Annotated in this window: 16 protein-coding genes; 11 read left to right on the forward strand and 5 right to left on the reverse strand. The window is 72.0% G+C overall.

The annotated features are described in order from the left end of the window. Positions 1-50 precede the first annotated feature (50 nt). Positions 51-485, forward strand: coding sequence for a nuclear transport factor 2 family protein (locus ACFSDF_RS01510; protein ID WP_220471282.1), 435 nt, complete (start codon positions 51-53; stop codon positions 483-485). 161 nt (positions 486-646) lie between these two features. Beyond that, the gene (locus ACFSDF_RS01515) at positions 647-769 is read left to right on the forward strand and encodes a hypothetical protein (RefSeq protein ID WP_377155814.1); all 123 of its coding nucleotides are present in this window, start codon (positions 647-649) and stop codon (positions 767-769) included. Positions 770-784: 15 nt separating this feature from the next. Here ACFSDF_RS01515 and ACFSDF_RS01520 read toward each other — a convergent pair whose 3' ends face one another. Genes ACFSDF_RS01520 through ACFSDF_RS01530 form a run of 3 tightly spaced genes read right to left on the reverse strand, consistent with a single transcriptional unit; the run spans position 785 to position 2,639 of the window. Beyond that, positions 785-1,051, reverse strand: coding sequence for a WhiB family transcriptional regulator (locus ACFSDF_RS01520; RefSeq protein WP_167000898.1), 267 nt, complete (start codon positions 1,049-1,051; stop codon positions 785-787). Further along, entirely contained in the window at positions 1,048-1,950 is a 903-nt protein-coding gene (locus tag ACFSDF_RS01525; RefSeq protein WP_243842844.1) for a transketolase family protein, read from the reverse strand. Before ACFSDF_RS01525 ends, ACFSDF_RS01520 begins: the two co-directional genes overlap by 4 nt. Continuing rightward, positions 1,947-2,639, reverse strand: coding sequence for a thiamine pyrophosphate-dependent enzyme (locus ACFSDF_RS01530; RefSeq protein WP_167000900.1), 693 nt, complete (start codon positions 2,637-2,639; stop codon positions 1,947-1,949). The genes ACFSDF_RS01525 and ACFSDF_RS01530 overlap by 4 nt, the downstream gene beginning before the upstream one ends. 68 nt (positions 2,640-2,707) lie before the next feature. Here ACFSDF_RS01530 and soxR point away from each other — a divergent pair, with 68 nt between their 5' ends. Together soxR and ACFSDF_RS01540 are read left to right on the forward strand one after the other, a co-directional pair. Further along, positions 2,708-3,175: a redox-sensitive transcriptional activator SoxR gene (gene soxR, locus ACFSDF_RS01535; protein ID WP_167000902.1), complete on the forward strand. Its 468-nt coding sequence runs from the start codon at positions 2,708-2,710 to the stop codon at positions 3,173-3,175. After that, positions 3,172-4,359, forward strand: coding sequence for an enterochelin esterase domain-containing protein (locus ACFSDF_RS01540; RefSeq protein WP_377155818.1), 1,188 nt, complete (start codon positions 3,172-3,174; stop codon positions 4,357-4,359). Before soxR ends, ACFSDF_RS01540 begins: the two co-directional genes overlap by 4 nt. Here ACFSDF_RS01540 and ACFSDF_RS01545 read toward each other — a convergent pair. Next, positions 4,356-5,537 (reverse strand): 4-hydroxybenzoate 3-monooxygenase, encoded by a 1,182-nt coding sequence (locus ACFSDF_RS01545; RefSeq protein WP_377155820.1) that lies wholly within the window; start codon positions 5,535-5,537, stop codon positions 4,356-4,358. The two genes, ACFSDF_RS01540 and ACFSDF_RS01545, sit on opposite strands and share 4 nt — an antisense overlap. Before the next feature lie 112 nt (positions 5,538-5,649). Beyond that, positions 5,650-6,393, reverse strand: a complete 744-nt coding sequence (locus ACFSDF_RS01550) for an IclR family transcriptional regulator (RefSeq protein WP_377155822.1) — start codon at positions 6,391-6,393, stop codon at positions 5,650-5,652. A 66-nt stretch (positions 6,394-6,459) separates the two neighbouring features. Between ACFSDF_RS01550 and pcaH the strand changes: the two genes are divergently transcribed. The 7 genes from pcaH to ACFSDF_RS01585 all read left to right on the forward strand — a co-directional run bounded on the left by pcaH (position 6,460) and on the right by ACFSDF_RS01585 (position 12,940). Then, entirely contained in the window at positions 6,460-7,248 is a 789-nt protein-coding gene (gene pcaH / locus ACFSDF_RS01555) for a protocatechuate 3,4-dioxygenase subunit beta (RefSeq protein ID WP_377155824.1), read from the forward strand. After that, positions 7,245-7,802, forward strand: coding sequence for a protocatechuate 3,4-dioxygenase subunit alpha (gene pcaG / locus ACFSDF_RS01560; RefSeq protein WP_377155826.1), 558 nt, complete (start codon positions 7,245-7,247; stop codon positions 7,800-7,802). The genes pcaH and pcaG overlap by 4 nt, the downstream gene beginning before the upstream one ends. A gap of 4 nt (positions 7,803-7,806) precedes the next feature. Then, entirely contained in the window at positions 7,807-9,063 is a 1,257-nt protein-coding gene (locus ACFSDF_RS01565; RefSeq protein ID WP_167000914.1) for a lyase family protein, read from the forward strand. Beyond that, complete coding sequence (gene pcaDC, locus ACFSDF_RS01570; protein WP_377155829.1) at positions 9,060-10,268, forward strand: bifunctional 3-oxoadipate enol-lactonase/4-carboxymuconolactone decarboxylase PcaDC; 1,209 nt, start codon at positions 9,060-9,062, stop codon at positions 10,266-10,268. Before ACFSDF_RS01565 ends, pcaDC begins: the two co-directional genes overlap by 4 nt. A 91-nt stretch (positions 10,269-10,359) precedes the next feature. Beyond that, entirely contained in the window at positions 10,360-11,559 is a 1,200-nt protein-coding gene (locus ACFSDF_RS01575) for a thiolase family protein (protein WP_377155831.1), read from the forward strand. Next, positions 11,559-12,251, forward strand: a complete 693-nt coding sequence (locus tag ACFSDF_RS01580) for a 3-oxoacid CoA-transferase subunit A (protein ID WP_167000920.1) — start codon at positions 11,559-11,561, stop codon at positions 12,249-12,251. The genes ACFSDF_RS01575 and ACFSDF_RS01580 overlap by 1 nt, the downstream gene beginning before the upstream one ends. Beyond that, entirely contained in the window at positions 12,248-12,940 is a 693-nt protein-coding gene (locus tag ACFSDF_RS01585; RefSeq protein WP_377155833.1) for a 3-oxoacid CoA-transferase subunit B, read from the forward strand. The genes ACFSDF_RS01580 and ACFSDF_RS01585 overlap by 4 nt, the downstream gene beginning before the upstream one ends. The last annotated feature ends 19 nt before the right edge of the window (positions 12,941-12,959 follow it).

Genomic DNA, 12,959 nt, shown 5'->3' on the forward strand with positions numbered 1-12,959 from the left:
GCGTACGGTCCTGGTTACTCACTTTGTTGACTACTCAGGAGATGGTGGTCGTGGCGAACACCGCAGAGGGCTTCCGTGCCGCTGTCGAGGCTCGCGATGTCGACGCGTTCGACGGCGTGCTGGCGAGCGACGTGACATTCCACAGCCCGGTGAAGTTCTCGCCGTTCCAGGGACGCGACCTCGTCAAGCAGGTCCTGTCGCTCGTGATGGTCGTCTTCGAGGACTTCCGCTACGTCGGCGAGCTCGACGGTTCGGGGTCGCTGGCCGATGAGGGAGACGAGGTGCCGGCGGAGATCCTCGTGTTCCGCGCGACGGTCGACGGCAAGGCCGTGCACGGCATCGACATGCTGCACCTCGACGAGGACGGGCTCGTCGACGAGCTCACGGTGATGCTCCGCCCGCTCTCGGCCGTCCAGGCGATGCGCGACGCGATGAACCGCGCGATGGTCGAGGCCGGCCTCGCGCCGGCGTCCATCCTCGGCTGACCGCTCGCGGGTCACTCCGGCGCCGCGTCCGGTCGGGCCCCACCGCAAACGGCAGGCCTCACCGGATGCTTCCGGTGGGGCCTCGACTTTCCGTTGGGCCCAACGGAAAGTGAACGGGCCGGCTTGACCTTCACATTGACGTCAAGGCCTAGCCCGAGGATATGAGTGCAGAACACACCAGCAACCCCGGGCTCCAGATCACCCTGTTCGAAAAGCTGATGTCGCTGGAGGAGCGGCAGGGGCTGGACGGCTTCGGGACGGACGCGGAGCGGCGCGATGGCTGACCGTACGGCGATCCCTCAGGCGACCTCGCGGACGCGGGGGCGCCCTCGCCCGCGCTTCGACGCGACGGGCGCCCCCTTCGCGAACACCTCGCCGCCCCATACGCCCCACGGTTCGCGCCGCTCGATCGCGGCGGTGAGGCAGAGGTCGCGGATAGGGCACTGCAGGCACAGCGCCTTCGCCCGCTCCACGTCGTCGGTGTGCTCGGCGAACCACAGGTCGGGGCCGAGGACGCGGCAGGGGACGTCCGGTGCGTCGAGCGCGGCGCGGGCGGCAGCCGTCATCGGACGAGCTCCTTCACGCGTGCGTGGATGCCGGCGGCGTCGAGGCCGTGCGCGGCGGCGTGGTCCTTCGGCGAGCCGTACCGACGCAGCTCGGCGTCGCGCGGCACGCCCACGTACGCCACCCGGCTGGGGCGGTCGGCAAGCGCGGCGGAGACGGCGGCAGCGCTGGTGCCCTCGAGGTACGGCTCGACGACGGCGACGACCGGCGCCGGGCCGGCGAGGGTCCGCAGGCCCCGTGCGTCGAAGGGGTGCGGCGTCGCCGTGTACGCGACGCGGACCGGCAGGTCATGGGTCGCTTCGACGACCGTGTCGAGCATCGGGCCGACGGCGACGACGAGCGGGCGGGTGTGCGCGCCACCCCGTACGAGGTGGAGCAGGCCGTCGGCCGGATAGGCCTGCGCGTTCTGCTGCGTCGACATGCGGACGTACACGCGGTCCTCGGTCCGTGCGGCGCGCCGCAGCATCCGCACCAGCTCGTCCGCGTGCCCAGGGACGTGGACGGTCCAGCCGGGCAACGCCGACAGGAGGGCGACGTCGGCCGGCGCCTGGTGGGTACGGCCGGCGGTGCTCGCGTCGTACGAGGCGCCGGTGCTGACGAGGACGGCGCCGACGTCCTGGTGCCCGAGGTCGAGCTTGACCTGTTCGTACGCGCGCTCGACGAGGAACGGCGCGTACGTGTGGACGATCGGCCGGATGCCGGTCAGGGCGAGCCCGCCCGCGACTCCGACCATCGCCTGCTCGCGGATGCCGACGTCGATCACGCGCTCGGGGTGCCGTGCGGAGGCGTCGCCGAGCATGCTTGCGCCGATGACCGCCAGCACCACCGCCGTACGGGGCTCGTCGTCGAGGAGCGGCCCGAGCTCGGCATAGAACCGTTCGCGCATCGTGGGGCGGATCATGCGGCGGCCTCCTCGGCGACGGTGCGGGCGACGACGACGGTCGGCCGTTCGGGGTCGGTGCGGCCGAGGGCGGTACGGAGGGCGGCGTGGTCGTGCCCGTCCACGTCGGCGGTGACCCAGCCCTCGACCGCGAAGCGTGCGCCGATCCCGCCGGGCCAGCCGTGGTTGTCGGAGCGGTTGTCGACGACGACGCACGTGAGGCGGTCGAGGCCGAAGCGTCCCGCGATCGCGATCGCCTCGGCATTGCTCCCCTCGTCAAGCTCGGCGTCACCGACGAGGACGACGACGCGGGCCGTGCTGCCTCGGAGTCGCAGCCCGAGCGCCGTGCCGACCGCGAGCGGGAAGCCATGGCCGAGCGAGCCGCTGCCGATCTCGATACCCGGCACGAGAGTGCGGTCCGGGTGGTGGCCGAGGCGTGAGTCCCAGCCGGCCACGTCGTCGAGCCAGGTGGCCGGGAAGAAGCCCATGGCCGCCAGGACGGCGTACGTCGAGGCCGGGCCGTGGCCCTTCGAGAGGAGGAAGCGGTCGCGGTCCGGGTCGTCGATGCGGTCCGGCGCCACGTCGAGCACCTGGTCGTACAGGACCCAGACGACATCGAGGGTCGAGTGTGCGCTGGGGTCGTGCTTCTCGTCCCCGGTGACGCGAGAGAGCAGGTCGAAGACGGGTGGCGGGACGGTCGTCGTACTCATGCAGGTATCGTGCAAGTTCAAGTGCACTTGAGATCAAGCCCGGCCATGAAACCCCCCGAGGAGGCACGGTGACCCCCGAGCCGCACCTGACGATCGGCGAGCTCTCGCAACGCAGCGGTGTCGCGGCGTCGGGGCTGCGCTACTACGAGTCGCTCGGGCTGATCGCGTCCGAGCGCACGACCGGCAACCAGCGGCGATACGTCCGCAGCATGCTGCGGCGGGTCGCCTTCGTCCGTACGGCCTCGCGCGTCGGGCTGACGCTCGACGAGATCAGGGATGCCCTCGCGACCCTGCCCGAGGGACGTACGCCGACTAAGAAGGACTGGACCCGGCTCTCGCGTGCGTGGCGGCCCCGGCTCGACGCGCGGATCGCCGAGCTTGAACGGCTGCGCGACGACCTTGACGGGTGCATCGGATGCGGGTGCCTGTCGCTGCAGCGGTGCGCGCTGTCGAACCCGGGCGACCGCGCCGCGCGGCTCGGTCCGGGGGCGCGCTACCTCGACGGCGACACGGTGGCGGATGCGATGAAGGCGTGAGGCACACTCCCCCGAAGGTCCCGCGCCCGACCCGGCCGCCGGTCGCGGTGAGCCCTACGTTGGGCGTGGAGCCGGCGGCTGCCGACGCGACCGCGCTGTGGCGCCGCGCGCCCGCGATGCCGTACGTGGAGCCTGCCGACGATCCTGCGTCGGCGATCGTGACCTTCTTGTGGGACGACCCGGACGCTGAGGACGTGCTGCTGTTCGTCAACCGGATCACCGACGAGACCCATCTCGCCGACAGCCTGATGCGCCGCGTGCCGGGGACGACCCTCTGGACGTTGTCGTACCGGGTCAGCCGCGGGTGGCGTGCCTCGTACGGGTTCGTGGTGCGACGCGCGGGCGAGCGGGCGCCCTGGGTCGCCGAGGATGACCAGGTCGCGATCCGGACGGCGCTCGACCGCGCGCTGCCCGATCCGCGCAACGGCGACACGTGTCTCAATCGGGGTGGGGTGGCGCACTCGGTCGTGGCGCTCGATGCCGCGCCCGCGCAGCGGTGGCTCGCACGGCGTCCGGGCGTCGACCGTGGCATGTGCGAGACCGTCGACGGCCCGGACGGTCGTACGGTGTGGGTCCACCGGACGCCCGGGTGTGCCGCGGGCGGGCCGGCCCTCGTCGTGCTCGACGGCGAAGTGTGGACGTCCTCGCAGGACCTGCCGACCACGCTCGACAACCTGGTTGCAGAGGGCGAGATCCCGCCGGTGACCGCGTTCTTCGTCGACTCCGGCGGTGTGGACGCGCGGTGGCGCGAGATGGGCGGCGATGGCGGCGCCGAGCGGTGGATCGTCGACGCGCTCGTGCCGTGGATGCGGCGGGGGTACGGCGTCGGTCAGCGCCCGGAGGACGTCGTCGTGATCGGGCAGAGCCTCGGCGCGCTGACCGCCCTGCGGGTCGCCCTGGCGCGGCCTGACATCGTCGGTGGAGCGGTGGCGTCATCGGCGTCGCTGTGGCAGGACGACCTCGCGGACCGAGTGGCCGCGCTGCCGTCCGGTGGCTCACCCGCGATCGCGCTCGAGGTCGGCCTGCAGGAGTGGGTGCTGCTCGAGCCGCACCGCCGGCTCGCCGGAGCGCTGCGTGAGGCCGGGGTGGGACTGTCGTACGCCGAGTACGACGGCGGGCACGACTACGCCTGCTGGCGCGGCGGCGTCGCGGACGGCCTGCGGGCCGTGCTCGGTGGGCGCTAGGCGAACGGCAACCCGGCGTAGTTCTCCGCGAGCCCCGTCGCGCCCGCCTCCGACGACGTCACCCACCGCAGCTGCGAGAGCTGGAGCTGCTCCTCGAACGGGTCGCCGGTGCGATGCAGCATCGTCGTCATCCACCACGAGAAGTGCGTGCAGCGCCACACGCGGCGGAGCGCCGTGTCGGAGTACGCGTCGGCGAGGCGCGCGTCGTTCTTGCGGACCAGGTCGGTAAGTGCCGGAGCGAGCAGCGCGACGTCGGCGATCGCGAGGTTGAGCCCCTTCGCGCCGGTCGGCGGGACGATGTGCGCGGCGTCGCCGGCGAGGAACAGCCGCCCGTACTGCATCGGCGCGTGCACGTACGACCGCATCGGCAGCACGCTCTTGTCCGTGATCGGACCGGCGGTGAGCTCCCAGCCGTCCTGGCCGTGCCCGAGCCGCGTCGCGAGCTCGTCCCAGATCCGGTCGTCGGACCACGACGCGGGATCCGTGCCGGGCTCGACCTGGAGATAGAGGCGGCTCACCGTCTCCGAGCGCATCGAGTGCAGCGCGAAGCCGTTCGGGTGCCACGCGTAGATGAGCTCGTCGGTCGACGGCGCGACGTCGGCGAGGATGCCGAACCATGCGTACGGATAGGTCTTCTCCCACGTCGTCCCGCCGGGGATCGCGCCGCGGCTCGGACCGAACGAGCCGTCGCAGCCGGCGATCGCGACCGCGTCGAGCCGTCGCGGCGTGCCGTCGGCGTCGGTGAACGTCACGTACGGGCGATCGGTGTCGACGTCGTGCAGCGCGGTGTCGGAGATCGAGTAGAAGAACTGCTGCCCGTCGGCATCACGGGCCGCGACGAGGTCGGCGGTGACCTCGGTCTGGCCGTACACCCACACGCTGCGGCCGATGAGGTCGACGAAGTCCAGGTGGTGGCGCTCCTCGGGGAACTGGAGATAGATCCCGCGGTGCTGGTCGCCCTCGCGTGCGAGCCGCGCGCCGAGTCCGACGTCGGTGAGGAGGTCGACGCTGCTCTGCTCGAGGATCCCGGCGCGGATGCGCGCGGCCACGTAGTCGCGGCTGCGGGTCTCAAGGACGACCGAATCGATGCCCTCCGCGGCGAGCAGGTGCGAGAGGAGGAGGCCGGCCGGGCCGCCGCCGATGATGGCGACCTCGGTACGGAGGGTGTCGGTGCTCATGGCGTCATTGGATCGTGCCGCACCTCACACCGCGAACCGGACCTTCCACTGGGCGAAAGCGGCGCTTCCATGTCAGGTGACCCGGGGGCGCCAGGGAGTGACCCGGGGGCGCTTAGAGCTGGCGGCCGATGCCTTGGGCGGCGACCTGCAGCGCGGTGACGAGCCGAGCGCGGTCACGCTTGAGGTTCGCGACGACGATGCCGATGGCCGCGACCACCTCGTCCTCACGCCGTACGGGCACCGCCACCGAGCATGCGCCGAGCGTCATCTCCTCGTACGTGGTCGCGTAGCCGTCGCGGCGGATCCGCACGAGCTGCTCGTCCAGCAGGCCGGGCTGCGTGACCGTGTAGCGCGTGACCCGCGTCAACGACGCGAGCACGCGAGCCCGTACCTCGTCCGGCGCGTGCGCGAGCAGCACCTTGCCGACGCCCGTGGCGTGCATCGGAAGGGTCGATCCGATCGAGCTCACGACGGGCACGGAGGTACGGCCGCGCATCCGCTCGAGATAGAGCACCTCGTCGCCGTCCCGTACGGCGAGGTGGACCGTCGCGCGCGTCGCCGCGTACACGTCGTGCAGGAACGGCTCGGCGACCTGCCGCAACCCGGTCTCCACCGGCGCGAGCAGCCCGATGTCCCAGATCATCCGCCCCACCACGTAGCGGCCGTCCGGGCGCTTCGCCAACGCACCCGCCGCGACCAGCTCGCCCGCCAGCCGATGCGCCGTCGGCAGCGGCAGCCCAGCACGATGCGCGAGGTCCGTCAGCGTCAGCCTGCGGTGCTCCGTATCGAACGCGCCGAGCAGCGCGAGCACCCGCGAGGCCACCGTCGTACCAGGGCTCGACGTGTTCCCAGCCATCGCCCTCCTTCCACTGAGTGAAATCCTAACCTCGCTGCCGTGACTGCCGTCACCTAGCGTTCAGGCATGACCTCACCCGCCCCCAGCTCCGGCGGTGCACTGGCGCGCCAGGACGACATCACCGCAGAGATCACCGACATCGAGGCGGCGTACCAGCGTGCGGGCGTCGAGGAGACGCAGCCACGGCTGGACTACCCGCCGTACCGCAGCAGCATCCTCCGCCACCCCACGAAGGACCTGCACCATGCCGATCCGGAGACGATCGAACGCTGGGCGCCGTGCTTCGGTCATCGCGACGTCGACCCCCTCGAGGCCGACCTGACGATCCAGCACGGTGGGGAGCCGATCGGCGAGCGAATGGTCATCGCGGGTCGCGTCGTCGACGGAGAGGGGCGCCCCGTACGGCACCAGCTCGTCGAGATCTGGCAGGCCAACGCGGGCGGCCGGTACGTCCACAAGCGCGACCAGCACCCCGCGCCGCTCGACCCGAACTTCACCGGTGTCGGACGTTGCCTCACCGACGCCGAGGGCAACTACCGCTTCCAGACGATCAAGCCCGGCCCTTACCCGTGGAAGAACCACCACAACGCCTGGCGGCCGGCGCACATCCACTTCTCGCTGTTCGGCACGGACTTCACTCAGCGGATGGTCACGCAGATGTACTTCCCGGGCGACCCGCTGTTCGCGCTCGACCCGATCTATCAGTCGATCACCGACACGAAGGCACGCGAGCGGCTCGTCGCCTCGTACGACCACGACCTGACGTCGCACGAGTGGGCGACCGGCTATCGGTGGGACATCGTCCTGACCGGCAGCCAGCGCACCTACATGGAGGAAGAGGAGGACGACGCATGAGCACGCTCACGCCCACGCCAGGGCAGACCGTCGGGCCGTTCTTCCACTACGCGCTCCCGTACGAGGGCGACCGCGACCTGGTCCTTCCCGGCACGGCCGGCGCGATCCGCCTGCACGGGACCGTGTACGACGGAGCGGGCGCGCCGATCCCGGACGCGCTGATCGAGATCTGGCAGGCGGCGCCTGACGGCTCCGTCGTGCAGCAGCCGGGCTCGCTGCGTCGCGACGGGTGGACGTTCACCGGGTTCGGGCGCGCATCGACCTCGCGCGACGGGTCGTACACGTTCTCCACGCTGACCCCCGGTCCGACCGAGGACGGCGCGGCCGCGTTCTTCGCCGTCACGGTGTTTGCGCGCGGGCTGCTGAGCCGCCTGTTCACGAGGGCGTACCTGCCCGACGACGCCGACGCGCTCGCCGCCGACACGCTGCTCGCGTCCGTCCCGGACGACCGTCGCGGCACGCTGATCGCCGCGCGCGACGAGCAGGGACTGTGCTTCGACATCCGGCTCCAGGGTGAGGACGAGACCGTCTTCCTGCGTTTTCCGGGACACTGACCGTATGGCGGACCTTCTCTGGCCCGGCGATGAGCGGGCCGAGGCGCTCGTGAGCGACGGGGCTGTCCTTGCGGCGATGGTGCAGGTCGAGCAGGCGTGGATCGACGCCCTCGCCTCGGAGGGCGTCGCGCCCACGACGGCCGATCTGACCGGGCTCGTCGGCGACGACGACGTGCATGCGCTCGCGGTCGCGGCGGAGGGTGGCGGCAATCCCGTCCTTGCGCTCGTCCGTCTCCTGCGCGAGCGGCTCGGCGACACCGCCGCCGCGTCGTGGCTGCACCGCGGCCTCACGAGCCAGGACGTCGTCGACACCGCGCTCGTGCTGGGCGTCCGCGATGTGCTCGACCGCGTGGAGTCCGAGCTGCGCAGCCAGGTCGAGTCGCTCGTACGGCTGGCCGGCACGCACCGCGGTTCGGTCATGGTCGGCCGGACGCTGACGCAGCACGCCGTCCCGACGACGTTCGGGCTCGTGGCCGCCACGTGGCTCGACGGTCTGCTCGACGCCGCCGAAGAGGTGGCGCGCGTGCGTGCGGGGCTGCCGGCGCAGCTCGGCGGCGCGGCCGGGACGCTCGCGGCGAGCACGGAGCTGGCCCGTCTGCGGGGGCTCGAGCACCCCGAGGCGGTGTCGTTGCGGCTCGTCACTGCGACCGCGGGCGCGCTGGGCCTCGCGGACGTCCTCCCGTGGCATGTCCGGCGTACCCCGATCACCCGCATCGGCGACGCACTCGTCACCTGCACCGACGCGTGGGGCCACGTCGCGACCGACGTCGTGATGCTGTGCCGTCCAGAGGTCGGCGAGCTGGCCGAGCCGGCGGCGGACGGGCGCGGCGGCTCCTCGACGATGCCGCAGAAGCAGAACCCCGTCCTCTCTATCCTCGTTCGCCGTGCGGCGATCGCCGCTCCCGCGCTCGGCGCGACGCTGCACACCGCCTCCGCGCTCGCGGTCGACCAGCGCCCGGACGGCGCCTGGCACGCCGAGTGGGACACCGTCCGTACGCTCGCGCGGCGTGCCGTCGTCGCGGCGTCGCAGACCTCCGAGCTCCTCGCTGGGTTGCGCGTCGACCACGAGCGGATGCGCCTCAACCTCGACGCGGCGGGCACGGGAGTCCTCGCCGAACGCGCCACCATGCGGCGCGTGATGCCGCTGGTCGAGCCGCCCTCTCCGCTGGTCGAGCCTGTCGAGACCCCGTACCTCGGCGCGGCCCCGCTCTTCGTCGACGCCGCCCTCACCCGAGCCCGTACCTACCTGGAGTCTGCATGACCACCCCCCGCATCATCGGCGTCGAGCTCTCCGGCGACGCCTCGCTCCCGCTACTGCTCGTCGGCCCGTCCCTCGGCACGTCGGCGACGACGCTGTGGTCCGCGGTGGCCGCCGAGCTTGCGAGCGACTTCCACGTCGTCGGCTGGAACCTGCCCGGGCACGACGGTGGGCCGGTGGGCGAGGCGTTCACGATGGCCGAGCTCGCGGAGGGCGTCCTGGCGTTCGCGCGCGGGGTCTGCGAGGCACGAGGCGACGACACCATCGGCTTCGCGTACGCGGGTGACTCCGTGGGCGGCGCGGTCGGGCTCCAGCTCGCTCTCGACGCGCCCGACGCCGTCCGTTCGGTGGTCGTGCTGTGCACGGGCGCCAAGATCGGCGAGGAGTCGATGTGGCGCGAGCGCGCGGCGACCGTACGGGCTTCCGGCACGCCGGTGATGGTGAGCGGGTCGGCGCAGCGCTGGTTCACCCCGGGTTTCCTCGAGCGCGAGCCGGCCGTCGGTGCCGCGCTGCTGCACGTGCTGCAGGGTGCGGACGCCGAGGGGTACGCGCAGGTATGCGAGGCGCTGGCTGTCTTCGACGTGCGTGACCGGCTGGGCGAGATCTCCGTACCCGTGCTCGCCGTCGCGGGCTCGTACGACGCCGCGACGCCGCCGGAGAAGCTGGAGGAGATCGCCGACGGCGTACCGAACGGCCGTCTGCTCCTCCTCGACGACGTCGCGCATCTCGCCCCCGCCGAGTCGCCGGCCGAGGTCTCGTCCGCGATTCGGGCACTTAACGACGCAACGGCGCCTTCGGAACGGTCGCAAAGTGCCCAAATCGGGGACGGGGCGGACCCGTACGACCGCGGGATGGCCGTACGGAGAGCGGTGCTGGGCGATGCGCACGTGGACCGTGCGACCGCTCGTGCCGATGAGCTCACCCGCCCGTTCCAGGAGCTGATCACCCGCTACGCGTGGGGCGAGGTGTGGGGTCGCGACGTGCTCGACAGGCGGAGCCGCTCCATGATCACGCTCGCGCTCCTCGCCGCGCTCGGTCACGACGGCGAGCTCGCGATGCACGTCCGCGCGGCGCTGCGCAACGGGCTGAGCCGTGAGGAGATCGCCGAGGTGCTGATCCACACGGGCGTCTATGCGGGGGTCCCGGTGAGCAATTCCGCGCTGTCGGTGATGCAGAGCGTTTTCGCCGAGCACGACCCCGAGTCGTGATAGCCTGTTCACCTAACGTACCGATGTTCGCACAGCGAACGGTGATGACGAACGCGGCGGCATCGGCCTCATGACGGCCCAGAGGAGTGCGATGCCCGCCTACGTGTTCGACGCCGTGCGGACCCCGTTCGGCCGGTACGGCGGAGCGCTGGCCGGAGTCCGGCCCGACGACCTCACCGCCACCGTGGTCGCCGCCACGACGACGCGCTCGCCCGGGCTCGACCCGGCCGCGATCGACGACGTGGTCTGGGGCAACGCCAACGGCGCCGGCGAGGAGAACCGCAACGTCGGTCGCATGGCCGCGCTGCTCGCCGGCCTCCCCACGAGCGTTCCGGGCACCACCGTCAACCGCCTCTGCGGGTCCAGTCTCGACGCGGCGATCGCCGGCTCGCGCGCGATCGAGTCGGGTGACGCCGACGTCGTCCTGACCGGCGGTGTCGAGTCGATGAGCCGCGCGCCCTGGGTGATGCCGAAGCCGTCGCGCGCCTTCCCGGCGGGCAATGTCGAGGCGGTCTCGACCACCCTCGGCTGGCGCCTCGTCAACCCGCGCATGCCCAAGGAGTGGACGATCTCGCTCGGCGAGTGCAACGAGCAGCTCCAAGAGCGCTTCGGCATCTCGCGCGAGCGGCAGGACGCCTTCGCCGCGGCCTCGCACCAGCGCGCACATGCCGCGTGGGAGGCTGGACACTACGGCGACCTGGTCGTGCCGGTGGACGGCGTCGACCTCACCCGTGACGAGGGCATCCGTCCGGGGTCGACCCCCGAGAGCCTCGCGAAGCTCAAGCCCGCGTTCCGCCCGGACGGCACGATCACGGCCGGCAACGCCTCACCGCTCAACGACGGCGCCAGCGCGGTCCTGCTCGGCTCTGAGCGCGGCGCCGACCTCATCGGCCGCGACCCGATCGCGCGCATCGCCGGCCGCGGCGTGATGGCGCTCGATCCTCACGAGTTCGGGTACGCCCCTGTCGAGGCGGCCAACCGTGCCCTCGCCCGTGCCGGGATCGGCTGGGACCAGGTCGGAGCCGTCGAGCTCAACGAGGCGTTCGCCGTCCAGAGCCTCGCCTGCGTGGATGCGTGGCCGATCGACCCCGAGATCGTCAACCAGTGGGGAGGCGCGATCGCGATCGGCCACCCGCTCGGGGCGTCGGGCGGACGCGTCCTCGGCACCCTCGCCGCCGTGCTGCGTGCGACCGGCCAGCGCTGGGGCGTCGCCGGCATCTGCATCGGCGTCGGCCAGGGCCTCGCCGTGGTTCTCGAGAACACGAGCTCCTCTGAGAGCGTGGCCTCCTGATGCGCGTCCTCGACGCCGACGCGGCCGTCGCCGACATCGCGGACGGCTCGACCGTCCTCGTGGGTGGCTTCGGACCCGCAGGCATGCCGTTCACCCTCATCGACGCCCTCGTACGCCAGGGCGCCCGTGACCTCACCGTCGTCAGCAACAACGCCGGCAACGGCGACACCGGCCTCGCCGCGCTGCTCGCCGCAGGGCAGGTTCGCAAGATGATCTGCTCGTTCCCGCGGCAGTCCGACTCGTACGTGTTCGACGGCCTCTACCGTGCCGGCAAGATCGAGCTGGAGGTCGTTCCGCAGGGCAACCTCGCCGAGCGGATGCGCGCGGCCGGTGCCGGGATCGGCGGCTTCTTCACGCCGACCGGGTACGGGACGATCCTCGCTGAGGGCAAGGAGACGCGCACGATCGACGGACGCGGCTACGTCCTCGAGGCGCCGCTGCGCGGTGACGTCTCACTGATCGCGGCCCGCCGCTCGGACACCCTCGGCAACCTCGTCTTCCACAAGACCGCCCGCAACTTCGGCCCCGTGATGGCGACTGCCGCCTCGACCACGATCGTCGAGGTGGACGACGTCGTCGAGGCCGGCGAGATCGACCCCGAGGTCGTGGTGACGCCGGGGATCTACGTCGACCGTGTCGTCGCCGTAGGGGCCGAGCAGCGCATCGCCGCCCGCGAAGGAGCGCACACATGACCGTCGACCAGACCGTACGAGGCGTCGCGACCCTGGAGCACGCCGACCGTGAGCCCCTGTCGCGCGACGAGATGGCGGAGATCGTCGCACGCGACATCCCGGCAGGCGCCTACGTCAACCTCGGCATCGGGCAGCCCACCCGCGTCGCGGACCACCTGCCGGACCAGAAGGGCATCGTCCTGCACACCGAGAACGGCATGCTGCGGATGGGCCCGCTGGCCGCGGGCGACGCGATCGACCCCGACCTGGTCAACGCGGGCAAGTTCCCGGTGACCGAGCTGCCCGGCGCCTCGTACTTCCACCACGCCGACTCCTTCGCGATGATGCGCGGCGGCCACCTCGACGTGTGCGTGCTCGGTGCGTTCCAGGTCTCGCAGCACGGCGACCTCGCCAACTGGCACACCGGCGCCCCCGACGCGATCCCCGCCGTCGGTGGTGCGATGGACCTCGCCGTCGGCGCGAAGGACGTCTTCGTGATGATGACGATGTTTGCCAAGGACGGGTCGAGCAAGCTCGTCGAGGCGCTGACGTACCCCGTGACCGGGCTCGCGTGCGTGAGCCGGGTCTACACCGAGTACGGGGTGTTCGACGTCGGCGCGGACGGCGTGACCGTACGGGAGACGTACGGCATCACCGTCGATGCGCTGCGCGAGCGGCTCCCTGTCGCGCTGCGGCGCCTGGAGGACTGAGGCGCGGGCGGGGCGCCCG

The sequence above is a fragment of the Mumia zhuanghuii genome (assembly GCF_042681565.1).
Taxonomy (GTDB): Bacteria; Actinomycetota; Actinomycetes; order Propionibacteriales; family Nocardioidaceae; genus Mumia.

Bases quoted from the DNA above. Each gene is read 5' to 3' on its own strand.
- ACFSDF_RS01515 (WP_377155814.1), top strand. From the start codon at position 647: ATGAGTGCAGAACACACCAGCAACCCCGGGCTCCAGATCACCCTGTTC.
- ACFSDF_RS01520 (WP_167000898.1), bottom strand. From the start codon at position 1,051: ATGACGGCTGCCGCCCGCGCCGCGCTCGACGCACCGGACGTCCCCTGC.
- ACFSDF_RS01525 (WP_243842844.1), bottom strand. From the start codon at position 1,950: ATGATCCGCCCCACGATGCGCGAACGGTTCTATGCCGAGCTCGGGCCG.
- ACFSDF_RS01530 (WP_167000900.1), bottom strand. From the start codon at position 2,639: ATGAGTACGACGACCGTCCCGCCACCCGTCTTCGACCTGCTCTCTCGC.
- ACFSDF_RS01545 (WP_377155820.1), bottom strand. From the start codon at position 5,537: ATGAGCACCGACACCCTCCGTACCGAGGTCGCCATCATCGGCGGCGGC.
- ACFSDF_RS01550 (WP_377155822.1), bottom strand. From the start codon at position 6,393: ATGGCTGGGAACACGTCGAGCCCTGGTACGACGGTGGCCTCGCGGGTG.
- pcaH (WP_377155824.1), top strand. From the start codon at position 6,460: ATGACCTCACCCGCCCCCAGCTCCGGCGGTGCACTGGCGCGCCAGGAC.
- pcaG (WP_377155826.1), top strand. From the start codon at position 7,245: ATGAGCACGCTCACGCCCACGCCAGGGCAGACCGTCGGGCCGTTCTTC.
- ACFSDF_RS01565 (WP_167000914.1), top strand. From the start codon at position 7,807: ATGGCGGACCTTCTCTGGCCCGGCGATGAGCGGGCCGAGGCGCTCGTG.
- pcaDC (WP_377155829.1), top strand. From the start codon at position 9,060: ATGACCACCCCCCGCATCATCGGCGTCGAGCTCTCCGGCGACGCCTCG.
- ACFSDF_RS01575 (WP_377155831.1), top strand. From the start codon at position 10,360: ATGCCCGCCTACGTGTTCGACGCCGTGCGGACCCCGTTCGGCCGGTAC.
- ACFSDF_RS01580 (WP_167000920.1), top strand. From the start codon at position 11,559: ATGCGCGTCCTCGACGCCGACGCGGCCGTCGCCGACATCGCGGACGGC.
- ACFSDF_RS01585 (WP_377155833.1), top strand. From the start codon at position 12,248: ATGACCGTCGACCAGACCGTACGAGGCGTCGCGACCCTGGAGCACGCC.